At 69.2% G+C, this 23,504-nt stretch carries 23 protein-coding genes; 12 read left to right on the top strand and 11 right to left on the bottom strand.

Annotation, left to right across the window (positions count from 1 at the left end; genetic code table 11):
• Positions 1-50: 50 nt before the first annotated feature.
• Together JWN21_RS05015 and JWN21_RS05010 are read right to left on the bottom strand one after the other, a co-directional pair.
• Entirely contained in the window at positions 51-236 is a 186-nt protein-coding gene (locus JWN21_RS05015; RefSeq protein ID WP_299646882.1) for a hypothetical protein, read from the bottom strand.
• Positions 237-287: 51 nt separating this feature from the next.
• Positions 288-1,715 (bottom strand): aldehyde dehydrogenase family protein, encoded by a 1,428-nt coding sequence (locus JWN21_RS05010; protein WP_299646880.1) that lies wholly within the window; start codon positions 1,713-1,715, stop codon positions 288-290.
• A 75-nt stretch (positions 1,716-1,790) separates the two neighbouring features.
• Between JWN21_RS05010 and JWN21_RS05005 the strand changes: the two genes are divergently transcribed.
• Complete coding sequence (locus JWN21_RS05005; protein ID WP_299646878.1) at positions 1,791-2,762, top strand: quinone oxidoreductase; 972 nt, start codon at positions 1,791-1,793, stop codon at positions 2,760-2,762.
• A gap of 3 nt (positions 2,763-2,765) precedes the next feature.
• On the opposite strand, the gene JWN21_RS05000 is transcribed toward JWN21_RS05005, so the two are convergent.
• From JWN21_RS05000 to JWN21_RS04980, 5 genes are all read right to left on the bottom strand, one after another.
• A complete protein-coding gene (locus JWN21_RS05000; RefSeq protein ID WP_299646876.1) occupies positions 2,766-3,848 on the bottom strand; it encodes a spore photoproduct lyase family protein in 1,083 nt (360 codons plus the stop codon).
• 89 nt (positions 3,849-3,937) lie between these two features.
• Positions 3,938-4,585: a peptidylprolyl isomerase gene (locus tag JWN21_RS04995; RefSeq protein ID WP_299646874.1), complete on the bottom strand. Its 648-nt coding sequence runs from the start codon at positions 4,583-4,585 to the stop codon at positions 3,938-3,940.
• 9 nt (positions 4,586-4,594) lie between these two features.
• On the bottom strand, positions 4,595-5,374 hold the full coding sequence (gene fdhD, locus JWN21_RS04990; RefSeq protein WP_299646872.1) for a formate dehydrogenase accessory sulfurtransferase FdhD: 780 nt from the start codon (positions 5,372-5,374) through the stop codon (positions 4,595-4,597).
• A gap of 5 nt (positions 5,375-5,379) precedes the next feature.
• The gene (locus tag JWN21_RS04985) at positions 5,380-5,892 is read right to left on the bottom strand and encodes a molybdenum cofactor guanylyltransferase (protein ID WP_299646870.1); all 513 of its coding nucleotides are present in this window, start codon (positions 5,890-5,892) and stop codon (positions 5,380-5,382) included.
• Positions 5,889-8,156, bottom strand: a complete 2,268-nt coding sequence (locus JWN21_RS04980; protein WP_299646868.1) for an FdhF/YdeP family oxidoreductase — start codon at positions 8,154-8,156, stop codon at positions 5,889-5,891. The genes JWN21_RS04985 and JWN21_RS04980 overlap by 4 nt, the downstream gene beginning before the upstream one ends.
• A 69-nt stretch (positions 8,157-8,225) precedes the next feature.
• Between JWN21_RS04980 and trxB the strand changes: the two genes are divergently transcribed.
• Positions 8,226-9,233 (top strand): thioredoxin-disulfide reductase, encoded by a 1,008-nt coding sequence (gene trxB / locus JWN21_RS04975; protein WP_299646866.1) that lies wholly within the window; start codon positions 8,226-8,228, stop codon positions 9,231-9,233.
• Between the two features lie 10 nt (positions 9,234-9,243).
• Here the strand turns inward: trxB and JWN21_RS04970 are convergent, their stop codons facing one another.
• Positions 9,244-9,516 carry an acyl carrier protein gene (locus JWN21_RS04970; RefSeq protein ID WP_299646864.1) on the bottom strand — a complete coding sequence of 91 codons (273 nt, stop codon included), beginning with the start codon at positions 9,514-9,516 and terminating at the stop codon, positions 9,244-9,246.
• Positions 9,517-9,696: 180 nt separating this feature from the next.
• On the opposite strand from JWN21_RS04970, the gene JWN21_RS04965 reads away from it, so the two are divergent.
• From JWN21_RS04965 to JWN21_RS04920, 10 genes are all read left to right on the top strand, one after another.
• Positions 9,697-10,332, top strand: a complete 636-nt coding sequence (locus JWN21_RS04965; protein ID WP_299646862.1) for an XrtA/PEP-CTERM system exopolysaccharide export protein — start codon at positions 9,697-9,699, stop codon at positions 10,330-10,332.
• Between the two features lie 7 nt (positions 10,333-10,339).
• Positions 10,340-11,857, top strand: coding sequence for an XrtA system polysaccharide chain length determinant (locus JWN21_RS04960; protein WP_299646860.1), 1,518 nt, complete (start codon positions 10,340-10,342; stop codon positions 11,855-11,857).
• Entirely contained in the window at positions 11,854-12,912 is a 1,059-nt protein-coding gene (locus tag JWN21_RS04955; protein WP_299646858.1) for an AAA family ATPase, read from the top strand. Before JWN21_RS04960 ends, JWN21_RS04955 begins: the two co-directional genes overlap by 4 nt.
• On the top strand, positions 12,909-14,525 hold the full coding sequence (locus tag JWN21_RS04950) for a hypothetical protein (protein ID WP_299646856.1): 1,617 nt from the start codon (positions 12,909-12,911) through the stop codon (positions 14,523-14,525). The genes JWN21_RS04955 and JWN21_RS04950 overlap by 4 nt, the downstream gene beginning before the upstream one ends.
• 13 nt (positions 14,526-14,538) lie before the next feature.
• Positions 14,539-15,552, top strand: coding sequence for an AAA family ATPase (locus tag JWN21_RS04945; protein ID WP_299646854.1), 1,014 nt, complete (start codon positions 14,539-14,541; stop codon positions 15,550-15,552).
• Entirely contained in the window at positions 15,542-16,402 is an 861-nt protein-coding gene (locus JWN21_RS04940) for an XrtA system polysaccharide deacetylase (RefSeq protein ID WP_299646851.1), read from the top strand. The genes JWN21_RS04945 and JWN21_RS04940 overlap by 11 nt, the downstream gene beginning before the upstream one ends.
• Complete coding sequence (locus JWN21_RS04935; RefSeq protein ID WP_299646849.1) at positions 16,399-17,445, top strand: FemAB family XrtA/PEP-CTERM system-associated protein; 1,047 nt, start codon at positions 16,399-16,401, stop codon at positions 17,443-17,445. The genes JWN21_RS04940 and JWN21_RS04935 overlap by 4 nt, the downstream gene beginning before the upstream one ends.
• A complete protein-coding gene (locus tag JWN21_RS04930; protein ID WP_299646847.1) occupies positions 17,442-18,614 on the top strand; it encodes a TIGR03087 family PEP-CTERM/XrtA system glycosyltransferase in 1,173 nt (390 codons plus the stop codon). Before JWN21_RS04935 ends, JWN21_RS04930 begins: the two co-directional genes overlap by 4 nt.
• A gap of 101 nt (positions 18,615-18,715) precedes the next feature.
• Positions 18,716-20,191, top strand: coding sequence for an exosortase A (xrtA, locus tag JWN21_RS04925; protein ID WP_299646948.1), 1,476 nt, complete (start codon positions 18,716-18,718; stop codon positions 20,189-20,191).
• A gap of 1 nt (position 20,192) precedes the next feature.
• Positions 20,193-22,076 (top strand): XrtA/PEP-CTERM system amidotransferase, encoded by a 1,884-nt coding sequence (locus tag JWN21_RS04920; RefSeq protein ID WP_299646845.1) that lies wholly within the window; start codon positions 20,193-20,195, stop codon positions 22,074-22,076.
• Between the two features lie 147 nt (positions 22,077-22,223).
• On the opposite strand, the gene JWN21_RS04915 is transcribed toward JWN21_RS04920, so the two are convergent.
• From JWN21_RS04915 to JWN21_RS04905, 3 genes are all read right to left on the bottom strand, one after another.
• Positions 22,224-22,409 carry a Myb-like DNA-binding domain-containing protein gene (locus JWN21_RS04915; protein WP_299646843.1) on the bottom strand — a complete coding sequence of 62 codons (186 nt, stop codon included), beginning with the start codon at positions 22,407-22,409 and terminating at the stop codon, positions 22,224-22,226.
• Positions 22,409-22,858 carry an MAPEG family protein gene (locus JWN21_RS04910; protein ID WP_367182912.1) on the bottom strand — a complete coding sequence of 150 codons (450 nt, stop codon included), beginning with the start codon at positions 22,856-22,858 and terminating at the stop codon, positions 22,409-22,411. Before JWN21_RS04910 ends, JWN21_RS04915 begins: the two co-directional genes overlap by 1 nt.
• A gap of 1 nt (position 22,859) precedes the next feature.
• Positions 22,860-23,504, bottom strand: a 645-nt coding sequence (locus JWN21_RS04905) for a deoxyhypusine synthase family protein (protein WP_299646840.1), incomplete at its 5' end; no start/stop codon positions are given.

Below are 23,504 nucleotides of genomic sequence, written 5' to 3'. Positions count from 1 at the left end.
TGCCGATCTCCCCAGGCGGACCACCGTACCGATCCCGGATTGCACGGATTTCATCGACCAGCGCTCGGTTGTTCGCCAGCGCCGCGGCCGGCCCGGTTGCGGGCGCGATCGTGACCTTGGATCCGTTCTTCTCCAGGCGTGATGTCTTCGCCTGCCTTGAAACCATAGCCTTTGGGCAGCCGGACAGCCACGCTGTTGCCGCTCTTGAAGACCTTTCCCTTTACTTGGACGTTCATCGTCGCGGCCGTGCTCACACGTATATGCGTGAGCACGGCCGCGCGCACTCGCTACGCCGGCCCGCCGACGATCGCCTTCACCTCCATGAAATCGGCCAGCCCGAACTTGCCGCCCTCGCGGCCGTTGCCCGACTGCTTGTAGCCGCCGAACGGCAGGCCGCCGCCGCTGCCGCCCCAGCCGTTGATCGTGACCATGCCCGCGCGCAGCTTCGATGCGACCTTGGCGGCCTCCGCGGGGTCGCCCGAAATGACGGCGGAGAGGCCATAGTCGGTATCGTTCGCCATCGCGACCGCCTCGTCGCGCCCGTCATAGCGGGTGATCGTAGCCACCGGGCCGAACGTCTCCTCGCGCCAGATGCGCATGTCGGCGGTGACGCCCGCCAGAACGGTCGGCTTGATGTAATAGCCCGCGTTGCGCCCGTCGGGCCGTCCGACGCCGCCGGTGACCAGCGTCGCGCCCTCGTCAATCGCGGACTGGATCAGCTCCTGGATCTTGTCGAACTGCGCCTTGTTGACGACCGGGCCGATATGCGCGCCCATCTCCTGCGGATCGCCGACCGCGGCGGACTCCATGATCTGCTTCACCACCGCGGTCGCTTCGTCGAACTGGCTGGCGTGGACCAGCAGCCGCGTCGGCGCGATGCAGCTCTGCCCCGTATTGGCGAGCACACCCTGCACCGTGGGGGGTAGCACGGCGGCCAGGTCCGCGCCTTCCAGCACCAGGTTCGGCGCCTTGCCGCCCAGTTCCTGATGCACGCGCTTGACCGTCGGGGCCGCCGCCTGCGCCACCGCGATCCCGGCGCGGGTCGAGCCGGTGAAGCTCACCATGTCGACGTCGCGATGCGCGGAAAGCGTCGCGCCGACACCGGGCCCGTCGCCGTTGACCAGGTTGAATACGCCCGCCGGCACCCCTGCCGCGTCGAGGATCTCGGCCAGGATCACCGCGCAGGAAGGGCATTCCTCCGATGGCTTGAGGATCATCGTGTCGCCTGCCGCCAGCGCCGGCGCGACCTTGGCGCAGATCTGGTTGAGCGGCCAGTTCCAAGGCGTGATCATCGCCACGACGCCGATCGCCTCGTGCACCACCCGCGCCTTGCCGATCCGTTCTTCCCACTGGAATTCGGTCAGCGCCTTCAGCGTGGTCATGAAATAGCCGAGACCGGCGGGAACCTGCGCGGCCTGGGCGAAGCCGATCGGCGCGCCCATTTCCTCGCTCACCGCCTTGGCCAGGTCGGGAATGCGCGCCTTGTAGCCCTCGATGATCCGCTCGAGCAGCGCGATGCGTTCCGCGACCGGCGTCTGCGACCAGCCGTCGAACGCGGCGCGCGCGGCGGCGACCGCCTTGTCCGCATCGGCGGGGGTGCCCAGCACGATCTCCGTCACCGGCTGTTCGGTCGCGGGGTTGATGACCTGGTGACGCTGGCCGCCTTCACTGTCGACCCACTGACCGGCGATGTAATGCTTGAGGTAGCTGTTCATGGTCGCTCTCCCGATTTGCTTTGTTCGGGCAATGCTTCGCAGGCAGAAGCGTTGCAACGGAAAACGGAGGTGGCGATGGAACAGGTAGCGGTAATCGAGGCGACCGGCGGCCCGGACGTGATCGGCTGGCGGCAGGTCGACCTGCCGCCGCCGGGGCCCGGCGAGGTGCGGCTTCGGCACGGCGCGGTGGGGCTGAACTTCATCGACACCTATCATCGTAGCGGTCTGTATCCGCTGGCACTGCCCAGCGGCCTCGGACTGGAGGCGGCGGGCATCGTCGAGGCGGTGGGCGAGGGGGTCGACCAGTGGCAGGCGGGCGACCGCGCAGGCACCTTTTCCGGACCGCTCGGCGCCTATGCCACCGCGCGCAACATCGCCGTCGCCCAGCTCGTGCGTCTGTCCGATGCCGTGGACGACCGCACCGCCGCCGCAATCATGCTCAAGGGTGCCACCGCTGCGTTCCTCGTCGAGCAATGCGCGCGCGTGCAGACGGGGCAGACGGTGCTCGTCACAGCAGCGGCGGGCGGCGTCGGGCATCTGCTGGTCGGCTGGCTCAAGGCCGTTGGCGCGACCGTGATCGGCACCGTCAGCACCGAGGCGAAGGCGCTGCGCGTTCGCGCCGCCGGTGCCGACCATGTGCTTCTGAGCAGCGACGACGTCGTCGCCCGCGTGCGCGAGATCACGGACGGGCAGGGCGTGCCCGTGGTGCTGGACGGCGTCGGCAAGGCCACCTGGCCGGCCGCGCTCGCCAGCGCATCGCGACGCGGGCTGATCGTCAGCTATGGCAACGCCAGTGGCCCCGTGGCCGGCGTCGATCTCGGCCTGCTTGCCCGGCACGGCTCGCTGTTCGTCACCCGACCGACGCTGTTCGATTACGCCGTCACGCCCTCGGAGCGGCAGGCGCTCGCCGACCGCGTCTTCGCGATGCTGGCGCAAGGGGCGATCAGGCCCGAGATCGGCCAGACCTTCGCGCTGACCGACGCCGCGGCGGCGCATCGCGCGATCGAGGCGGGCGAGACGCAGGGCAGCACGGTGCTGCTGCCCTGACCCTCACGTCCAGTACAGGATTCTGGCCGCCGGCAGCAGGCGGGCGAGCTCGGCTTCGAAGAAGCGGCGCAGCGTCTTCATCAGTTCCACGTCATAGACATGCTTGGTGCTGCCGAACCTGGTGCGCTTCGTCGTGCGGGCGGCCGGGTCCATCTCCAGCGCCGATCCGGGATACCAGCTGTCGAGCACCGCCTTGGATCCCGGCGTGAAGCGGTGCGTGATCAGCTCCACGGTGAGATCCAGATCGGGTACATCGTTCAGCGCCGCTGCGGCATCGGCGATCAGCTGGCCGTACGCCGCTTCCCATCCGTCCGCCGCGATGATCGGTGCGACCGTCAGCCCGATCGGATACCCCGCGTCCGCCATTCGGCGCAGTGCCGTCAGCCGCGCCGCGACCGGATCGGTCCCGCCCTCGAACCGGGCATAGCGTGGCGGATTGAGCGATGCGCGCATCCGCGTGCGACCGTTGTGCGGCAGCGTCAGCAACGACTCGACGGCGGCGAACTTGGTCGTGAACCGCAGCTGCGCATCCGCGTCCCACGCCCCGAGATAGCCGATCAGCGCCGCCAACCCGCCCGTCAGATGCTCGATCGCGAGCGGATCGGTGTAACAGGACGCTTCATACGTCGTGCCCTCATGCTGGCGCGCGCGCGATCGCGACGTCACCTTGCCTAGCCCCAAATGCCGGGGCAGCTCGTCAAGGATTTCCGGCAGGTTGGCATAGACGCGCGTAATCGGCGGCCCCTTCAGACTGCCGGCGAGATAGCAATAACTGCAATGCGCCGGACACCCCTCGGCCAGATCGACGCGCCAGTCCGCCGACGGCGCGATCGGCTGCAGCTTGCGCTTGGACGGCGGCGCGACGACCAGCGCCAGGGTCTGCTTCGCCTCTGCATAGGCGCGGCGCGGGTCGTCGGGAATGTCGAGCGCGAGGCGATCGGAGGGGAGTTCGACCACCTCCACCCCCAGCTGCGCGGCGCGTCCTGCGATCGCGCGGCCATGATCCCAGCTCAGCGATGACCTGGTGGCGAGCAGGCGTTTGGGAAGCCACTGGCGGGATGGGGAGAGCAGGGGGGCGGTGGGCATCGACTGCTCAACGCCGAACCACAGGGCAGGTGCCTCTGATCGAATTGCTGAAGACAACCCGAGTCACTGCCGGGAGGAGCAATAGAGCCTTATGGCCGAGGCGGCGCCGAAGCGGCCGTGTTCGCCACCCGCCGTGCCGTCGCCACCGGCACCGGCACGGCGATCTGCTCGCCCTTGAAATACCCGCCCTTTGCGACCGGCGCGTCGAGAATGCGCTTCACCACGTCCATTCCCTCCACCACGCGCCCGAACGCCGCATAGCCGAGGTTGTCGCCCGGCCGCTTCGGATCGGCGTCGAGCGACGGCCGCTGATCACCGACGCTGATCGTGAAGTCGCCCGCTCCCGTACCCGGCCCCAGCCGCGCCAGCGAAATCGCGCCGTCGACGTGGCTCACGCCCGTGACCGTCGTCGGCTCGTGCTTGATCGGCGGCAGCACGCGCTTGGGCGCATTCTGCACGCCGAACTGGATGAATCCGAAGTCCGGCTGCACCTTGACCGTGCGATAGAAGTTGACGCCGTCCAGCCGCTTGCCGTCGACATAGCGCAGGAAGTTGGCCGTCGTGATCGGCGCGCGTTCCTTTTCCAGCTCCAGCACGATCCGCCCCTGTGCGGTGACGAGTGCCACGCGCACGGTCGCGGGAGCGGGCATGGTGACCGAAACCGGCGTGGGTGCGGGGGCAACGGTCTGCACCGGCGTGGTGCCGGCCACGGCGAGCAGAAGGGCGAAGCGAATCATGGCGGCAGCCTAGCCGAACCGGCCATGCGGGTCATGCATCACCAGCATCGCGTCCGGCCGCGCCAGCGCAATCAGCGTCAGCCCGTGCTCGCGCGCATGTTCGACCGCCAGCGTCGTCGGCGCGGAGACGCCGACCAGCATCGCCACCCCCGCGATCAGCGCCTTGTCGACCATTTCGAAGCTCAGCCGCGAGGTGACGAGGATGAAGTCGGCTGACCTGCCCTCCAGCGCCAGCGTCCCCACCAGCTTGTCGAGCGCATTGTGCCGCCCGACATCCTCGCACGCCGCGACGATCGCGCCGGAGCCATCGCACGCCGCCGCCGCATGTACCGCGCCCGTCGCGCCGTTGAGCGGCTGACGCGCGCGCAGGCTTGCCAGCGCTGCGAACAGCGCCTCCGCGTCGGCGCGCGGGACGGGTGATGGTCCCGGCACCGGTCGCCGCAGCTGCTCCAGCCCGGCGATCCCGCACAGGCCGCAGCTCGTGTCGCTGGTGCGGTGGCGGACGCGGTCGTGGATGCGGCCGCGACAGTGGTCGGCTAGCGTGACCCGGACGATCCACCCTGCCTCGCTCTCGAACAGGTCGATGTCCGCCACGTCCGCGCTCGCATCGGCGAGCCGCTCGGTCAGCATGAAACCGATCGCGAATGCCCGCAGATCGGCAGGCGTCATCATCATCACCGCATAGCCGAGCCCATCGACCTCGATCGCCACCGGTGCCTCGACGGCCAGCCTCCGCTCGCCGGTGGTCACGCCATCCGGACGCAGCGTGGCGGCGGGTTCGACCCGCATCGACGTCATAGCGCCAGCAGGTCTTCTTGCGTGTTCACGTTGCCCAGCGGCACCGGCGAGGCGATCGGCAGCGCGCCGATCCGCCGCGCCCAGCCGCGCACCGAACGATCCTCGCGTTCCAGCCAGCCGAGCAGTTGAGCGCCCAGCGCGGCGGGCCAGTGCCCCAGCACCGGCGCGTCGCTGCAATAGGCCGGCGCCCGGCGCAGCAGTGCGGTCAGCAACGCGATCGGCACGCGAGGCATGTCGCAGCCGATCGTCACCACGGTGGCAAAGCCATGCGAGGCGGCGTGGTCGAGCGCGCCTGCAATGCCTCCCAGCGGGCCGAGATGCGGGTGCGGCAGGTCGGGCACCTCGCCGTCGCCGCCGACCCGTACCACGGTGTCGACATGCTGCTCCAGCATGGCGGCGGCATGCTCGACCAGACTGCGCCCGTTCCACTGCGCGTCCGCCTTGTTCGACCCGAAGCGCGAGGATCGGCCGCCGGTCAGGATCGCGCCCAGGATCGGCTGGCGTGTCATGTCTTTTCCACGCGCACCGGCACCGATTTGGCCGCCAGAACATGACTTTCCAGCGCGTGGTGCGCGATCGGAATCAGGATGTTGAGCTCGGGGAAATAGCCGGCGATGCAGCCGCGCGGGATGTTGTAGGGCACGACGCGCAGGCCACCGACACGCTTGTCTGCGTTGTCGCCATATGCGCCGACGAGGCTCACCGTTTCGCCATCGACCACGCCGAGCGCCGTCATGTCCTGCCGGTTCATCATCGCCACATCGCGCGTGCCCTTGATGCCGCGGAACCGGTCGTCATAGCCATAGACGGTGGTGTTGAACTGATCGTTCGACCGCAGCGTGATGAGGCGAAAGCGATCCTCGCCATCCTCGAACCCGGCCCCGTTCAAGGTCTCGGGCACGTTGAACTCGGCGAGGCCACTGCCCGTCTTCCACTCGCGGTGCGCGGCGTGATTTCCCTTCCAGAATCCGCCGGGCGTGCCCAGTCGCTCGTTGAAGCGCGCGAACAGGTCGGGCCAGGTTTTCTCGATCTCGTCGCGGACCAGGCGGTAGTCGCCGACCCAGCCGTCCCAATCGGCCTTTGGATTGGGCGCGAGCGTGGCCTTGGCGATGCCCGCGACGATAGCCGGCTCGCTCAGCAGCGCCGCCGCCGCCGGCGTCGCACGTCCACGTGAGCCGTAGATACGGCTGAATGAATCCTCCATCGTCACGGTCTGCGCGCCGCTCGCCTGCCGATCGAGCTCGATGCGGCCCAGGCACGGCAGCAGGTACGTCGTCCGGCCCGGCCACAGGTGGGTGCGGTTGAGCTTGGTGGCGATGTTGACCACCAGATCCAGCTCGCGCCACGCGGGCTCCATCGTTGCGGTGTCGGGAACCGCCCGCGCGAAATTACCGCCGAGGCCGAGGAACGCCTTGGCCTCGCCGCCGACGATCGCCTCGCACGCGGCGACCGTGTCCCAGCCCAGCTCGCGCGGCGGCTCGAAGTCGAACTGGCGGGCGAGCTGGTCGAGCGGCATCAGCTCGGGCTTCTCGGTGATGCCAACCGTACGCTGGCCCTGCACGTTGCTGTGCCCGCGCACCGGTCCGAACCCCGCGCCGGGGCGGCCGACATTGCCGCGCAGCAGCATCAGATTGACCAGCATCTGGATGTTGGTGATGCCGTGCCGATGCTGCGTCAGGCCCATGCCGTAGACGCAGATGACCGCCTTCGATCGCGCATAGATCGCTCCGGCGCCCTCCAGCGCCATCTGCGTCAGCCCGCTTTCGCGCTCGATCTCGTCCCAGTTCGTCTCGCGCGCCTTGGCAGCGACACCGTCGAAGCCTTTGGTATGTTGCGCGATAAACTCGTAATCAAGGACCGTGCCGCCTGCCGCATCGTCCAGCGCCAGCATGTGCTTGATCATGCCCAGGATCGCCGCGATGTCGCCACCGGCCTTCACCTGATGATATTGGGTCGCGATCTGGGTCGAGCTGTTGGTCGCCATCTCGACCGGGTTCTGCGGGTCGGTGAACCGCTCCAGCCCGCGTTCCCTGAGCGGATTGAAGACAATGATCTGCACCCCACGCTTCGCACAGGATCTCAGGTCATGGAGGAAGCGCGGGCTGTTCGTCCCGGGGTTCTGGCCGAAATAGAAGATCGCGTCGCAATGCTCGTAGTCGGTCAGCTGGATCGTTCCGACCGGCGAACCGATGCACGCCTTCAGCCCCACCGACGTCGTCTCGTGGCACATGTTCGACGAGTCGGGCAGGTTGTGGCTGCCGTACATCCGCGCCAGCAGCTGCCACATGTAACTGGTCTCCAGCGCGGCGCGCCCGGAGGTGTAGAAGATCGCCTTGGTGGGATCGTACCCCTTCAACTTCGCGCCGATATCGGTGAACGCTTCCTCCCAGCTTACAGCGACATAGCGGTCGCTGCTCTGATCGTATCGCATCGGGTGCGTCAGCCGTCCGGCCTGTTCGAGGTCATGGTCGCGCCAGCCCAGCAGCTCGGCCACCGTGTGAGCCTTGAAGAAGTCCGGCGTGACCCGGAACCGCGCCAGCTCCCAGGCGGTGGCCTTGGCGCCGTTCTCGCAGAACTCCGCCGGATGCGGATGCTCGGGCTTCCCCCACGCGCAGCTGACGCACTGGAAGCCGTCCGGCTTGTTCTGCCGCGTCAGCTCCCTGAGCACCTCGGGTCCCGACTGCTCGCGGCGACCAATCGTGGCGAGGCTCTTTACCGACCCCCATCCGCCCGCGGCACCCCCGTACGGCTTGATCTCCACCTTCTCGGTCATGCGCCTCCAACGGTCTGGCGCCGCAAGCGTGCCATGGAAAAGCGCCGCCGCGTAGCCTAGATCGCCCCCATGGCTATTCACCGCACCCGCATGCTCATCCTCGGCTCCGGCCCCGCCGGCCTGTCCGCCGCCATCTACGGCGCACGCGCGGGCATGAAGCCGATCGTCGTGCAGGGCATCCAGCCCGGCGGCCAGCTCACCACGACCACCGATGTCGAGAACTATCCGGGCTTCGCCGACGTCATTCAGGGCCCGTGGCTGATGGAGCAGATGACGAAGCAGGCCGAGCATGTCGGCACGACGATGATGTGGGACACGATCACGGGCGTCGACCTGTCCCGCCGCCCGTTCCGGCTCACCGGCGACGGTGGCGACGTGTACGAGGGCGAGGTGCTGGTGATCGCCACCGGCGCGCAGGCGAAATGGCTTGGGCTGGACAGCGAGGAGGCGATGAAGGGCAAGGGTGTCAGCGCCTGCGCCACTTGCGACGGCTTCTTCTATCGCGGCAAGAAGGTGGCGGTGATCGGCGGCGGCAACACCGCGGTCGAGGAGGCGCTGTACCTCACCAATCATTCGCCCGACGTGACGCTGATCCACCGCCGCGACTCGTTGCGCGCCGAACGCATCCTGCAGGAGCGCCTGTTCGCCAATCCGAAGATCACCGTCATGTGGAACAAGGAAGTGCTGGAGTTCGTCGACGGCGGCGGCACCGCCGGGCTGGTCGCGCTGGAGCTGGAAGACACCGTCACCGGCGCGCGCAGCCGGCTCGACGTGGACGGCGGATTCGTCGCGATCGGCCATCACCCGGCAACCGAGCTGTTCCGTGGCCACCTGGAGCTGGACGCCGACGGCTATCTCGCGGTGGAGACGGGCTCGACGCGCACCAACGTTCCCGGTGTCTTCGCGTGCGGAGACGTGGCCGACAAGATCTACCGTCAGGCGGTGACCGCCGCCGGCACCGGCTGCATGGCGGCGCTCGATGCCGAACGCTTCCTCGCCCATGCCGCGCACGAATCGGACGCGGCCGCGATGCGCGAGCCGCCGCGCGAAAAGGAGAATGCGGAAGCGACGTGGTGAGCGCGAGCGCTTAGTTGAGCGCCTTGCCCGCGGCAAAACTGGTCAGCGCGCCGAACGTCTCCAGCATCTCGCCGTCGACCTCGTCATCCTCGACCGTGATGCCTAGCCGGTCCTCCAGCTCGGTCAGCACGCCCGCGACCGCCATCGAATCGAGCTCCGGCAGCGCGCCGAACAGCGGCGTCGCCTCGGTGAACCGCGCCACCCGCTCGGCCGAAAGCCCCAGCACATCGCGGAGCACCGCGCGGACGGCGGCATCGACCTCGGCAAATCCATCTGTCGTCAAGCAGCTCATCCTTGCGGGGGGGGGGTGCAAAGTAGCGCGCATCTATCGGCGAGCGCCGAATTGAGCAACGTCTCCGCGGCTGGAGCTTCGCGAACGGCCCGTCCTAAACGCTATCTTCACCTCTCCCGCGCATAGCCAAGGCCTGATTTAGCGGTCCGATCGGGGCCGCCAGGAGGCCCCATGCGTACGCTTGCCCGCCCCATTCTCATCCTCGCCCTGACCGCAACTGCCCTCACCGGCTGTGCCTCGGGCGGCGGCACCCAGCTGCCGGCGGCCTCCTATGTGGCCGGCCAGGAGCGGCCGGGCGAGGAATATGTCATCGGCCCGCTCGATCAGCTCAACATCTTCGTGTGGCGCAATCCGGAGCTGTCGTCGAAGGTCCAGGTCCGCCCCGACGGCCGCATCACCACGCCGCTGGTCGCGGACATGCCCGCCGTGGGCAAGACGCCCGCCATGCTCGCCGCCGACATGAAGAAGGAGCTGGGCGAGTATATCAAGGACCCGATCGTCCAGGTGATCGTGGAGAATTTCTCCGGCACGTTCAGCCAGCAGGTCCGCATCGTCGGCGCGACCGAAAAGCCCGCCTCCATCCCGTTTCGCGCCAACATGACGCTGCTCGACGCGATGATCGCGGTCGGCGGACTGTCTCAATATGCGGCCGGCAACAAGGCCAAGCTGGTCCGATACGATCGCGATACCGGCAAGCAGACCGAATATGCCATTCAGGTCGGCCGGCTGCTCAAGCAGGGGGATTCAAAGGCTAACGTCCGCCTGGCGCCGGGCGACGTCATCATCATCCCCGAATCGATGTTCTGAGCCGCGCGTGGGAAATATCTACGACGAAGCCCGGCTGGCGCTGCACAGCATCTGGACGCGACGCTGGCTTGCGCTCGGCGTCGCGTGGGCCGTGTGCGTGCTCGGCTGGCTGGTCGTCTCGCAGATCCCCAGCAAATATGAGAGCCGGGCGCGGGTGTTCGTGCAGATGCAGTCGCTGCTGCCCGCCAGCCCCAACGGCCTGCCGCAGCCGACCGTCGACAACACCACCATTCGCCAGACGATCGTCTCCGCGGTCAATCTGGAAAAGGTCGTGCGCGGCACCGACCTCGCCAACACCGTCGCCAGCGATCGCGACGTGGCGGATCGCGTCGCCTCGCTGATGCTGGCGATCAAGATCACGCCGCAGCAGGACAATCTGTTCGAGATCACCACCACGCAGCCCAGCCCCAAGCTGGCGCGCACCGTGACGCAGAAGCTGATCGACACCTTTGTTGAATCGAACCTCGCCGGCGACCGCACGCAGACCGCATCCTCGCTGCGCTTCCTCGACGAGCAGCTGGCGGCGCGGCAAAAGGCGCTGTCCGAAGCCGAGGCGAAGCAGGCGGACTTCCAGAACCGTTATCTCGGCTCGCTACCCGGAACCGGATCGATCGCCGAGCGCATCGGCGCGTCCCGCCAACAGCTGAGTCAGGTCGACGGTGACCTCGCTGCCGCAACCTCCGCGCTCGCGGCCGTGCAGGGCCAGATGGCGGGCGTGCCCGCCTCCGTGCCCGGTGTCGCCACCGCTGCAGGTTTTGGCCCGGCGCGCGCGCGGCTCAATGCCATCAACGGCCAGCTCGCCGATGCGCGCGCCCGCGGCTACACCGAGAACCATCCCGATGTCGTGGCGCTGCGCAGTCAGTACGCGGCCGCCACCGCCGCCGCGCGCGGCGAGCCGATGTCGGGCGGCGGAGCCGGGAGCGGCACGCCCAACCCGCTGTACCTGTCGCTGCAATCGATGCGCGCGGATCGCGAAGCGGCGGTCGCGTCGCTCCGCATCCGCCGGGCGCAGCTGCAGGGCGATCTCGATCAGCTCAACGCCAAGCTCTCCGTCGATCCCCAGGTCGCGGCCGAGCAGGGCCGCATCGAGCGCGACTATCGCGTCCTCAAGGACCAGTACGACCAGCTGCTCACCCAGCGCGAGCAGATCGCGTTGCGCGGGCAGGCACAGTCGCAGACCGATCAGGTCCGCTTCTCGGTGATCGATCCACCCACCACGCCGCGCACGCCCGCGGCGCCCAACCGCTTCCTGCTGCTGACCGGCGTGTTGCTCGCCGGCATCGCGGCCGGCGTCGGCGCGGCGTTCGCGCTTGGCCAGCTACGCCAGACCTTCGCCACCGCCCCCAAGCTGGAGCGCGCCGCGGGCCTGCCCGTGCTGGGTGCGATTGGCGAGATGGTGACGCGGGCGCAGGCTGACGCGCGCGCCCGGCGCTTCAAACTGTTCGCCGGCGGCGCCGGTGGCCTGGTCGCGGCCTACGCGCTGCTGCTGGGGGTCGAGACCTTGCAGCGGGGGCTGGCAGCATGAACGACATGACTCCCTTTCCCAAGAAGCGCGAGCTGTCGCTGCTGGAACGCGCGGCGGCGATGGGGGCGGGGTCGCGACCCAAGCCGCGGCTACTCGTCCCTGCCTCGGCTCCGTTCGTGCCGAGCGAAGTCGACGCACAAATCGCACCGGGCCAGCAAGGTCGCTCGACATGGTTCGGGCCGAACGGAGGCGGTTCGCGCGGGACGAGCGGCACTGGCGTCGTCGACCTTGGCGGTACGCTTGCTGCCATTCCCCCGGAATTCCTGGCGAACGCCGACGCGGGCGAGGACGACTTCACACCCCCGCCGGTCACGCCCGGCGAAGCGCTGATCGATCGCGGCCGGCTGGCCGAGAACGGCATGATCGTGCCCGGCGCGCCGGTCGGTCCGCTCGCGGAGGAGTTCCGGCTGGTCAAGCGCCAGCTGTCCGTCACCCGTCAGCGGCTCGCGTCCGCCGGCGAGGTGGACAAGTCGCGCACGCTGCTGGTCTGCTCGGCGCGACCGGGCGACGGCAAGACGTTCTGCGCGATCAACCTGGCGCTTTCGATGGCGGCCGAGCGCGACACGCAGGTGCTGCTCGTCGACGCGGACGTCGCCAAGCCGGACGTCTGCCGCCGGCTGGGGCTGGAACCCGGGCCGGGCCTGCTCGACGCACTCTACGACGGCACGGTCGACCCGGAGGCGCTGGTGGTCCGCACCGACGTGCCGAACCTCAGCGTGCTGTCGTCCGGTGCCATGACCGCGATGGATACCGAGTTGCTGGCCAGCGCGCGTACCCGCGCGGTCATCGCCCGCCTTCTCGCCGCGCAGCACGATCGCATCATCATCTTCGATTCTCCGCCCGCGCTTGCTGCTTCACCGGCAGCCGTCCTGGCGGGGTTGGTCGGTCAGGTCATGCTGGTGGTGCGCGCCGATCGCACACCGGAGAGCGAGGTCGCCGCCGCCGTCGCGCTGCTGGACGGCTGCGAGCACATCGGCCTCGTCCTCAACGCGGTGAGCTTCGTCCCCGATCGCCACCGCTTCGGCAGCTATTACGGTCAGGAGTTGACCCCATGAAGAAGCTATTCCTGCTTTGCGGCACCGCAAGCCTCGCGCTGATCGCCAGCCCGGTCGCTGCCCAGGACACGGCAGCGCGCGCGCGCACGACCGTGCAGCCCTATATCGAGGTGAGCCAGACGTTCGATGCCGATCTGAAGAGCGGCGACGTGCTGACCTACACGTCGCTGGCGGCTGGCGTCGACGTGGCGGTCGATACCGCGCGACTGACCGCGCAAGCGTCGTACCGTTACGAGCATCGCTTCAGCTGGGACGACGATTACGGCGATGACAGCGTCCATTCGGGCCTGGCGCGCGCGGCGTTCCGGCTCACTCCCGGCGTGATGCTGGAAGGCGGCGCACTTGCGACCCGCACGCGCTCCGACATCCGCGGCGAGGCGCCGGGCGTGTTCGCCGGCGACAATCGCAACGTCTCGCAGCTCTACTCGCTCTACGCCGGCCCGACGCTGTCCAGATATGCCGGGCCGGTCGAGCTGAACGCGCTGTACCGGATCGGCTATACGAAGGTGGAGACCCCGGACCGGTCGTCTCTGATCGCCGGTCAGCCGCGGCTCGATTACTACGACGATTCGGTCGGCCAGATCGCCAGCGTCACCGCCGCCTTGCCGCCACGCGCCGTCCTTCCGGTCGGGCTGACCGCCAGCGCCGGGTGGGAGCGGGAGACCAGCGGCGCGCTCAAGCAGCGTTACGACAGCTGGTATGTTCGCGGCGACGTGCTCGCGCCCGTCTCGCCCACCGTCGCGCTGCAGGCAGGCGTCGGCTATGAAGAGGTCGAGACCAGCCAGCGGGCGGCGCTGTTCACCCCCACCGGTGCACCGGTGGTGGACGAAAACGGCCGCTTCGTGCTGGACGACGCTTCCGCCCGCCGGGTCACCTATCGCACCGACGGCGTGTACTACGATGCCGGCGTCGTGTGGCGGCCCAGCCGGCGCACCTCGGTGTCCGCGCGCGTCGGCCGCCGCTACGGCTCGACCAGCTACACCGGTTCGGCGAGCTGGGCCGCGGCGCCGACGGTCGGCGTCCAGGTCGGCGTGTACGACGTCGTCACCACCTTCGGGCGGCAGCTGCGCCAGGGCATCGCCAACCTGCCGACCAGCTTCATCGCCACCCGCGACCAGTTCGCCCAGGCGTTCAACGGCTGCACCTTCGGCACGACAGGCACCGCGCCCGGCGGTTGCCTCGACAATGTCTTCCAGTCGGTGACGACCGCGAGTTACCGCGCGCGCGGGATCGACGCGGTGGTGTCGGCGACCAAGGGCGCGACGACGGCGGGCGCCGGCATCGGCTATGCCAACCGCAAGCTGTTCGGACCCGATCGCCCCGGCATCACCCTCTATGGGCTGGAGGACGAGAGTTACTATGCGCAACTCTTCTTCACCCGTCAGCTTAGCCCCGTGTCCGGGTTCAACGTCCAGGCGTTTGCCGACTATTACGAGCCGGCATCGGCAGGGTCCGACGACGTCCTCTCGGTCGGGACCACGGCGGGCTATTTCCACGACTTCGGCCGGCTGAGCACGACCGCGTCGGTCGGCATCTACTCGTTCCGCGTCGGCGACGGGATCGACACGTCGCTGCGCGGCCAGGCGCTGCTCGGCGCGCGCTACAGCTTCTAAAGGGTCGCGTTCGATGATCGACGAACATTTCGGGCTGACCGCCAGGCCGTTCCAGCTGACGCCGGATCCGCATTTCTGGTTCGAGACCGCCACCCACCGCAAGGCGATGGTGTATCTGAGCTATGGGCTGGCGCAGGAGGAGGGCTTCATCGTCATCACCGGCGATATCGGTGCCGGCAAGACGACGCTGATCGGCCATCTGCTGGAGACGATGGATCGCACGCCGTTCCACGTCGTCCAGATCGTCTCCACCGCGATCGACGCCGCCGACCTGCTCCGCATCGTGGCGGCGCAGCTGGGTGTCGATACGGCGGAGTTGGAGAAGGCGCAGCTGTTGCTCGCGATCGAGCGCGGGCTGCACGCGGTGGCGCGGACGGGCAAGCGCACGCTGCTGGTCGTCGACGAGGTGCAGGCGCTGCCGGTCGAGAGCCTGGAAGAGCTGCGGATGCTGTCCAATTTCCAGGCCGGCGGTCACGCGCTGACGCAGATCGTCCTGCTCGGCCAGCCCGAGTTTCGCGAACGGCTCAATCATGGCACCGGGCTGGAGCAGTTGCGCCAGCGGGTGATCGCGGTCCATCACCTCGACCCGATGGAAGAGGAAGAGGTCGCCGACTATATCGCCCATCGGCTGGCGCTGGCCGGCTGGCAGGGGCGGCCGGATTTCAGCGAGGAGGCGTTCACGGCGCTGTTCGCGGCATCGGGCGGCGTACCGCGCCGGCTGAACGTGCTTGCCGCGCGCGTCATGCTGCATGCGGCGGTGACGGGCGAAGACCTGATCGATGGCGACGTGGTCCGCGCCGTACAGGCCGACATGGCGGCCGATCTGCCCGGCGCGGCCGTGGACGCTTCGCCGACGGCACCAGATCATGCGATCCCGGATGCCGAGATGACGCGCCGTCTCGCCGATCTGGAGGCACGGCTGCAGGAACAGGACCAGGCGCTGCGCCGTGTGCTCACCCTGCTGGTCGATTGGGTCGAAGGGGACGCGCCCGCGCCCAGGCTGGGCCAGCGCGCCCGTGCCGCGTAACGGCCTGTCCGTCGACGTCGAAGACTGGTTCCAGGTCGGCGCGTTCGAGCGCGTCATCGACAAGGCCGACTGGGACAGCCTGTCGCCCGGGGTCGAGCGCAACACCGATGCTGTGCTGGCGCTGTTCGCGGAGAGCGGGGCAAAGGGGACCTTCTTCACGCTGGGCTGGGTGGCGCAGCGGTATCCGGCGCTGATCCGCCGCATCGTCGCGGCGGGACACGAGCTCGCCAGCCATGGCTGGGATCACCAGCGCGTATTCACCATGACCGCGCCCGAATTCCGCGCCGACCTCGTCCGTGCGCGCGGCGCGCTGGAGGACGCGGGTGGCGTCGCGATCAGCGGCTATCGCGCGCCGAGCTTCTCGATCGACACGCGCACCCCATGGGCGTTCGCGGAGCTGGCCGAGGCGGGCTATCGCTACTCGTCCAGCGTGGCACCGCTGCGCCACGACCATTATGGCTGGCCCGAAGCGCCCCGCTATGCCTTTCGCCCGCTCGCCGACGCGGCGCTGGTCGAATTGCCGGTGACCGTCGCACAGATCGGCTCGCGTCGGGTCGCGACCGGCGGCGGCTTCTTTCGCCTGCTCCCCGCCGCGCTGACCGACTTCGCGGTGCGTCAGGTCAATGCGGAGGGGCAGCCCGCCGTCTTCTACTTTCACCCATGGGAGATCGACCCCGACCAGCCGCGCGTCGCCAACGCGCCGCTGCGGTCGCGCCTGCGCCATTATAGCCGGCTGGGCGCAATGGCCGGCAAACTGCGTGGCCTGATCGCACGCCACGACTGGGGCAGGGTGGATGCGGTGGTGGACGCACTCGCGCCGCCCGGCGCAACGCACAGAATGGCCGCGTGACCTTCCAGCCCTCCACCCTGATCGGCATCCGCGAGGCCGACCTGCGCGACGCAAACGAAGCGTCACGCCTCGACCGCTTCGTCCGCGCGCACCCGCACGCCACCCCCTTTCACCTCGCCGGCTGGAGCCGCGCCGTCGCGACCGGCTGCGGTCAACGCGCGCGCTACCTCGTTGCCGAGCGCGCGAGCGGGGGCATTGCCGGGGTCCTTCCCCTGACGGAGATGCGCTCGCCCCTGGTCGGCCGCGCGCTGGTCTCCGCCGGATTCGGCGTCGGCGGCGGCGTGCTGGGCGACGCGACGGAGGAACTCGCCGCTGGAGCGTGGGACCTGGCGCAACGGCTCGGCTGCCCTTCTGTCGAGCTGCGCGGGGGGACAGGACCGGCGGGCTGGGCATCGGACCAAACCACCTATGTCGGGTTCACCCGCGCGCTCGCCGCTAGCGACGACGCCGAGCTCCTCGCCGTCCCGCGCAAGCAGCGCGCCGAGGTCCGCCGCGCGCTCGGCAACGATGGGGAGATCGCGATCGGTAGCGACGCGCCCGCGTTGGGCGAACACTACCGCATCTACGCCGAGTCGGTCCGCAACCTCGGCACGCCGGTCTTTCCCGCCAAGCTGTTCCGCGCCGTCCTCGACCAGCTCGACGCCGACATCCTGACCGTGCGGCACGCCGGCCAGCCGGTCGCCAGCGTGCTCAGCCTCTACCTCAACGGCACCGTCTATCCCTATTGGGGGGGCGGCACCGAGGCGGCGCGCGGCCTGCGCGCCAACGAGCGGATGTACTTTGCGCTGATGAGCCACGCGCGCGGACGCGGCTGCACGCGGTTCGACTTCGGCCGGTCCAAGGCAGGCACCGGGCCGGCGGCGTTCAAGAAGAACTGGGGTTTCACCCCCGAGCCGCTGACCTACTGGAGCAGAAGCGTCGGTCCGAAGCGCGAGATCAACCCCCTCAACCCGAAATACGCGCTGATGGTGCGGACCTGGAAGCGCCTGCCGCTGCCGGTCGCCAATCTGCTTGGGCCACCGATCGCGCGGGGGCTGGGGTGAGGGACATCCTGTTTCTCGCCCATCGCGTTCCATACCCGCCCGATCGCGGCGACAAGATCCGCAGCTACCAAGTGCTCCGTTACCTCGCGGCACGCGCGCGCGTGCATCTGGTCGCCTTCGCCGACGATCCGGCCGACTGTCAGGCGCACCCCCACCTGCGCGAGCTCATCGCCAGCTGCACGATCGTGCCCCGCCGCAAGGGCCGGGTCCGCGCGACGCTGGAGGCGCTGGCGAGTGGGTTGCCCGTATCGCTGACTGCGTTCGATCACCCCGCGATGCACGCCGCCATGGCCGCCGCGCCGCGCACGGACGCGACCTACTGCTTCTCCGGTCAGATGGCGCAGTATCTGCCCGCGCGCACGCCTGCGGTGATGGACTTCTGCGACGTGGACTCGGCCAAGTTCGCGCAACAGGCGGCCACTGCCGCGCTGCCATTGCGCCCGCTGCTCCGCCGCGAGGCACGGCTGCTCGGCCGCTTCGAGTGCGCAGTCGCCGCGCGGGTGACCGCCAGCCTGTTCGTCACCGCCAGCGAGGCGGCGCTGTTTCGTTCGACGGGCGGCTCCGGCCGGATCGAGGTGGTCGAGAACGGCATCGATGCCCGCTTCTTCGATCCCGCCGCGAGCTTCGAGACTGTCGACCGGGCGGGGCAGCTGATCGTGTTCACCGGGCAGATGGACTATCAGCCCAATGTGGACGCGGTGACCCTCTTCGCGCGCGAAGTGCTGCCCGCCGTCCGCGCCCGACGCCCGGCGGCGCGGTTCGCGATCGTCGGCCGCGCGCCGACGCCCGCGGTCCACGCGCTGGCCAAACTGCCCGGCGTCCTCGTCACCGGCGCGGTGCCCGATGTGCGCGGCTGGCTGGCGGCGGCGCAGGTCTGCGTCGCGCCGCTCCAGCTGGCTCGCGGCATCCAGAACAAGGTGCTGGAGGCGATGGCGATGGCGCGCCCGGTGATCGCCTCGCCAGGTGCTGCGGAGGGGATCGACCATGCCGGCACGATCGCGGTCGCCGACGGGGCGGAAGACTGGATCGAACAGGTCTGCGCGGCGCTGGACGGTGCGGGGCAGGGTGGGGCTGCCCGCGCGCAGGTGATCGCCCGGTATGACTGGCGCGCGCGCCTGCAGCCGCTGGACGCGCTGCTCGGGCTGCCTGCGGAGCGGGTGGCGGCGTGATAGACCTGCCCCTCCCGCGCGAAAGCCGGGGTCCAGCCAAGAAGAAAAGGCGGCGCGGTGCGCCGACACTTGGCCCCGGCTTTCGCCGGGGAAGGGAATGGATCGCCGCGCGACCCTGGCAACCGCACCTCATCGCCCTCACACTCACCGCCGCCGCGCTCCTCATCCTCTTCCGCACCGACCTGGGCGACATGGCGCGCATCTGGTGGACATCGACCACCTACGGCCATTGCATCTTCATCCCGCCGGTCATCGCCTGGCTGGTGTGGCAGCGCCGCGCCGAGCTGGCACAGCTCCGCCCGGTTGCCTGGTGGCCGGGACTTGCCGTCGTCGCGGCGGGCGGGTTCGGCTGGCTGCTCGGTGACGCGGCGTCCGCGGCCGTGCTGCGTCAGGCCGGGCTGGTGGCGATGCTGATCGGCGCGGCCGTGACGCTGTTGGGCCCCCAGGTCGCGCGCGGTCTGACCTTTCCGCTCGCCTATGCGGGGTTTCTCGTGCCGTTCGGCGAGGAGCTGGAACCGCCGCTGCAGCAGGTCACCGTCGCCATCGTCATGCCGCTGCTCGATCTGGTCGGCGTGCCGGCGCAGGTCGACGGCGTGCTGATCCACGCCGGGCGTTATTGGTTCGAGGTCGCGGAGGCCTGCTCCGGCAGCAAGTTCGTGCTCGCGATGCTGGCGTTCGGCGTGCTGGTCGCAAACCTGTGCTTCACCCGCTGGCGGCGACGCGCGGTGTTCCTCGCCGCATGCGTCGTCGTACCGGTCATCGCCAACGGCGTGCGTGCGTTCGGGACGATCTACGCCGCGCATCTGACCTCGCTGGAAGCGGCGACGGGGGCGGACCACATCGTCTATGGCTGGCTGTTCTTCGCCGTCGTCATGGCGGGCCTGCTGGCCGCGGCGTGGCGCTGGTTCGACCGTGCCCCCGACGCGCCCGCGTTCGATCCCGACCGCTTGCAAGCCCCGGTCGCGCGCACAGTGCCGCTCGCCGTCGCGGTTCTTCTGGTACTCGCGACCGCCACGATCTTCCCCAGCTGGAGCGCCGCCGCCAATCGTGCCGCGCCGCTGCCGCCGCAACTCTCGCTGCCCGAACTGCCGGGCTGGACCAGGGCGCCGATCTCCACGACCGCGCCGTGGCAGCCGCACCATCCCGGTGCCGATCACACGCTGTTCGGCCGCTATGTCGATGCCCGCGGCAATGCCGTCGATGTCGGCGTTGCCGTCTTCGCCCGCCAACGCGAGGGCGCGGAACTCGTCTCCTTCGGCACGGGCGTGCTGCGCGAGGCGGATCGCTGGTTGCGCGTCGCCGATCTGCCCCCGATCGCCGGCGGCCGGGCCATGCGCATTACCGCACCCGGACCAGTGGAGCGCGTGGTCGCAAGCTGGTATCGCGTCGGCGATGTCGATGCCGCCAGTCCTCTGCAAGTGAAGCGCCACACCGCGCAAGCACGCCTGCTCGGCCGCTCCAATCGCGCGCTCGTCGTCCACCTTTCCGCCGAGGTGACGCCCGGCCGTGACGCCGCCGCGACAATAGCGCGCTTCCGCCATGCGCTCGGGCCGCTGCCGCGCGCGGCGGGTCTGTAGCATGTGCGGCATTGCCGGGCTGTTTCACCCCGGCACCCCCAAGCCGGTCGAGCCGCTGCGCATCCATCGCATGATCGACGCGCTCGCGCATCGCGGGCCGGACGGGGAGGGCGTATGGACCGCGCCCGGCGTCGGGCTGGGCCATCGCCGACTGTCGATCATCGACGTGGCCGGCTCGCCGCAGCCGATGGGGGACGGCGCGCTCACCGTCACCTATAATGGCGAGATCTATAATTTCGCCGAGTTGCGCAGCGAGCTGGAGGGGCAGGGCGCGCGCTTCCGTACGCAGGGCGACACGGAGGTGTTGCTGCACGGCTGGCGGGCGTGGGGGCCGGGGCTGCTCGATCGCCTGAATGGCATGTTTGCGTTCGCGCTGCACGATGCGGACGCGCAGTCGCTGTTCCTGGCGCGCGACCGGCTGGGGGTGAAGCCGCTTCACTATGCCGAGCTGGCCGATGGCAGTGTCGCCTTCGCGTCCGAGTTGAAGGGCCTGCTCGCCCACCCGCTCGTGCGTCGCGCACCCGATTTGCGCGCGGTCGAGGACTATCTCGCCTGGGGCTATGTGCCCGACGACAGCTGCATTGTCGCCGGCGTGCGCAAGCTGCCGGCCGGCCATTTCCTGCTGCTCGAACGTGGGCGCCCGGTCCCCGAGCCGCGCCGCTGGTGGCAGGTCTCGTTCGCCGAGCGTGCGCGCGGCTCGGCCGACGATCTCGCCGCCGAACTGGTCGACCATCTGCGTACCGCCGTCCGCAGTCGCCTCGTCGCCGACGTGCCGCTGGGCGCGTTCCTGTCGGGCGGGGTCGACAGCTCCGCCGTCGTGGCGCTGATGGCCGAGGCGTCGCAGCGCGCGGTCAAGACCTGCACGATCGGCTTCGACGAGCGCGGCCATGACGAGCGCGGCTATGCCGATCTGGTCGCGCAACGCTTCCATACCGACCATCGCGAACAGGTCGTCAGTCCCGACGACCTCCACCTGCTCGATACGCTGGTGGCGGCGTTCGACGAGCCGTTCGCCGACGCCAGCGCGCTCGCTACCTATCAGGTGTCCGCGCTCGCGCGCGAGACGGTGACGGTGGCGCTGTCCGGCGACGGCGCGGACGAGGCGTTTGCGGGTTATCGCCGCCAGCGGTTTCAGCATGCCGAAGAGCGCGTGCGAGGCTTCATGCCCGCCGCGTTGCGGCGCGGCGCCGGGATGCTGGGTGCGATCTATCCAAAGGCGGACTGGGCGCCACGCCCCCTGCGGGCCAAGACGACGCTGCTCTCGCTCGCCGCCGATGGTGACGAGGCATATGCGCGCGCCGTCGGCGTCACCACGCCCGAGGTTCGCCGCACGCTGCTTTCCGCCGACGCGCGCCGCGAGCTTGGCGGCTATCGCGCGGAGGACGCCTGGATCGCGGCGATGCGCGCCGCGCCAGCGCGCGAGCCGCTCGACCGCGCGCAGTACGCCGATCTGACGCGCTGGCTGCCCGGCGGGATGCTGACCAAGGTCGATCGCACCAGCATGGCCGTGGGGCTGGAGGCGCGCGAGCCGCTGCTCGATCACCGCCTGGTCGAGTTCGCCGCGACGATTCCCGCCAGGATGCGGGTGCGCGGCGGGCAGGGCAAATGGCTGCTCAAGCGCGCGCTCGAGCCCTATCTGCCGCGCGAGGTGCTGTACCGGCCCAAGATGGGCTTCGTCACCCCGGTCAGCGCCTGGTTCCGCGACCGTCTCGCCCCCGAGGCCGCCGCGCTGGCGCGATCGAAGACGCTCGCGGACACCGGCTGGTTCGATCTCGCCGCGCTCGGCCGCCTCGCCGAAGACCACCGCACCGGCCGCGCCGAACACGGTCGCACGCTGTGGCAGTTCCTGATGCTGGAGAAGAGCCTTAAGCGGCTGTTTGGTTAGTATCGCTCGGACTGAAACGTCACTGCTTCCCCGGCGGAAGCCGGGGCGCAGTCAGCCGCGCTGGATAAATGCCATACGCATCGTCGGCTATCCGCAACTGGACCCCGGCTTTCCCGGGAAGGAAGATGCGGGGACTCGTGCCAGATTTTAGCGCAATTTCGTGATCGCCAGCCCGTCCGCCTTGGCGCGTTCCTTGATCGACTCCTCCGACCGCGTCATCGCCTTGGCGATCGCCTTCAGCGCCATGCCCTTTTTGGCGAGCTGGTGCAGCTTCTGGATCTCGTCGGTCGTCCAGGGCTGGCGATGCCGTTCGAACGCGCCGTCCTTCGCCATCAGAACGGCTCCACACCCCACGCCGCCAGCGCCGCGCGCACGGCCAGCCCGGTCAGCAACGCGGTCGAGATCGCAAACAGATAGAAGCGCGGCCGGACCCGGTTGACGGTCGCCTGCCAGATCGAATGCAGGATGCGGAAGGTGACATAGCCCCACGCCACCAGCCGCGTCTCGAAGTCGTTTACCCCCATCAGCACCAGCGCGAACACCACGACGTAGAACAGCACCGGCTGCTCCAGCAGGTGCATGTAGTTGTGCGCCTTCCACTGGGTTCCGGCGGGCAGCGCGCGGTCGGCATCGGCTGGCTTGGTGCCGACCAGATCGCCCATGTTCACGCCAGCCCTGCGCATCGCCGGCAGCCGTGTGGCCAGCGTCCAGAACAGCATGACCAGCGTCCAGATCGCCAGGACGATCGCGGGCTGCAGCAACGTGCGATCGATCGCGCTCATCCTACGCGTCTACCCCGGCAAACAGCTTCGCCCAGCGCCGCGGCTCGCGATCCTTCCACAGCCCGCGGTGCCACGCATCCGACGCCAGCAGCGGCATCACCGACCCCGCCTCGGCGAACACCATCTGCTCGATGCCGGTATTGACCTTGCCCCACGATGCCGCCTCCTGCAGCGTCGAGGACGAGCACGCCCCGTCGCGCACATCGGCGACGGTGATCTGCACCGCGTACTTATGTACCTCGACATCGTGATGCCCCAGGATCTCGGCGCAGACGACCGTGTCCTGGATGAAGTTCTTGGGCACGCCGCCGCCGATCATCAGCAGGCCCGTCGTGCCCGCCGCGATCTTGATGTCGGTCAGTTCGCGGAAGTCCGCGATTGAATCGATCGTCAGGTACGGCTTGCCCGCCTTCATCGCATCGACCTGATGCTTGACGAGTCCGAACCCCGCGGATGAATCGGTGAACGCCGGGCAGAAGATCGGCACGTCATGCTCATAGGCGAGCTTGACGAGACTGTTCTCCTTCTTGCCATGCTCGACCAGATACTTGCCCATCTCGCGAATGAACGCGCGGCTGGAATAGGCCTTGGGCGCAAGCGTCTCGGCGATCTCGAAGATCGTATGGTCGACGTGCTGCAGGCTCTC

The sequence above is a fragment of the Sphingomonas bacterium genome (genome assembly GCF_028292945.1).
Taxonomy (GTDB): domain Bacteria; phylum Pseudomonadota; class Alphaproteobacteria; order Sphingomonadales; family Sphingomonadaceae; genus Sphingomonas.
Note: the sequence above shows the minus strand (reverse complement) of the source record. Positions and strands in the feature narration are given on the sequence as shown.

Excerpts from the sequence above, each read along its gene's own strand:
- JWN21_RS04945 (WP_299646854.1), top strand. The coding sequence starts at position 14,539 with ATGATCGACGAACATTTCGGGCTGACCGCCAGGCCGTTCCAGCTGACG.
- JWN21_RS04965 (WP_299646862.1), top strand. The coding sequence starts at position 9,697 with ATGCGTACGCTTGCCCGCCCCATTCTCATCCTCGCCCTGACCGCAACT.
- JWN21_RS05000 (WP_299646876.1), bottom strand. The coding sequence starts at position 3,848 with ATGCCCACCGCCCCCCTGCTCTCCCCATCCCGCCAGTGGCTTCCCAAA.
- JWN21_RS05015 (WP_299646882.1), bottom strand. The coding sequence starts at position 236 with ATGAACGTCCAAGTAAAGGGAAAGGTCTTCAAGAGCGGCAACAGCGTG.
- JWN21_RS04995 (WP_299646874.1), bottom strand. The coding sequence starts at position 4,585 with ATGATTCGCTTCGCCCTTCTGCTCGCCGTGGCCGGCACCACGCCGGTG.
- JWN21_RS04910 (WP_367182912.1), bottom strand. The coding sequence starts at position 22,858 with ATGAGCGCGATCGATCGCACGTTGCTGCAGCCCGCGATCGTCCTGGCG.
- JWN21_RS05010 (WP_299646880.1), bottom strand. The coding sequence starts at position 1,715 with ATGAACAGCTACCTCAAGCATTACATCGCCGGTCAGTGGGTCGACAGT.
- JWN21_RS04985 (WP_299646870.1), bottom strand. The coding sequence starts at position 5,892 with ATGACACGCCAGCCGATCCTGGGCGCGATCCTGACCGGCGGCCGATCC.
- JWN21_RS04950 (WP_299646856.1), top strand. The coding sequence starts at position 12,909 with ATGAAGAAGCTATTCCTGCTTTGCGGCACCGCAAGCCTCGCGCTGATC.
- trxB (WP_299646866.1), top strand. The coding sequence starts at position 8,226 with ATGGCTATTCACCGCACCCGCATGCTCATCCTCGGCTCCGGCCCCGCC.
- JWN21_RS05005 (WP_299646878.1), top strand. The coding sequence starts at position 1,791 with ATGGAACAGGTAGCGGTAATCGAGGCGACCGGCGGCCCGGACGTGATC.
- fdhD (WP_299646872.1), bottom strand. The coding sequence starts at position 5,374 with ATGCGGGTCGAACCCGCCGCCACGCTGCGTCCGGATGGCGTGACCACC.
- JWN21_RS04980 (WP_299646868.1), bottom strand. The coding sequence starts at position 8,156 with ATGACCGAGAAGGTGGAGATCAAGCCGTACGGGGGTGCCGCGGGCGGA.
- JWN21_RS04920 (WP_299646845.1), top strand. The coding sequence starts at position 20,193 with ATGTGCGGCATTGCCGGGCTGTTTCACCCCGGCACCCCCAAGCCGGTC.
- JWN21_RS04915 (WP_299646843.1), bottom strand. The coding sequence starts at position 22,409 with ATGGCGAAGGACGGCGCGTTCGAACGGCATCGCCAGCCCTGGACGACC.
- JWN21_RS04955 (WP_299646858.1), top strand. The coding sequence starts at position 11,854 with ATGAACGACATGACTCCCTTTCCCAAGAAGCGCGAGCTGTCGCTGCTG.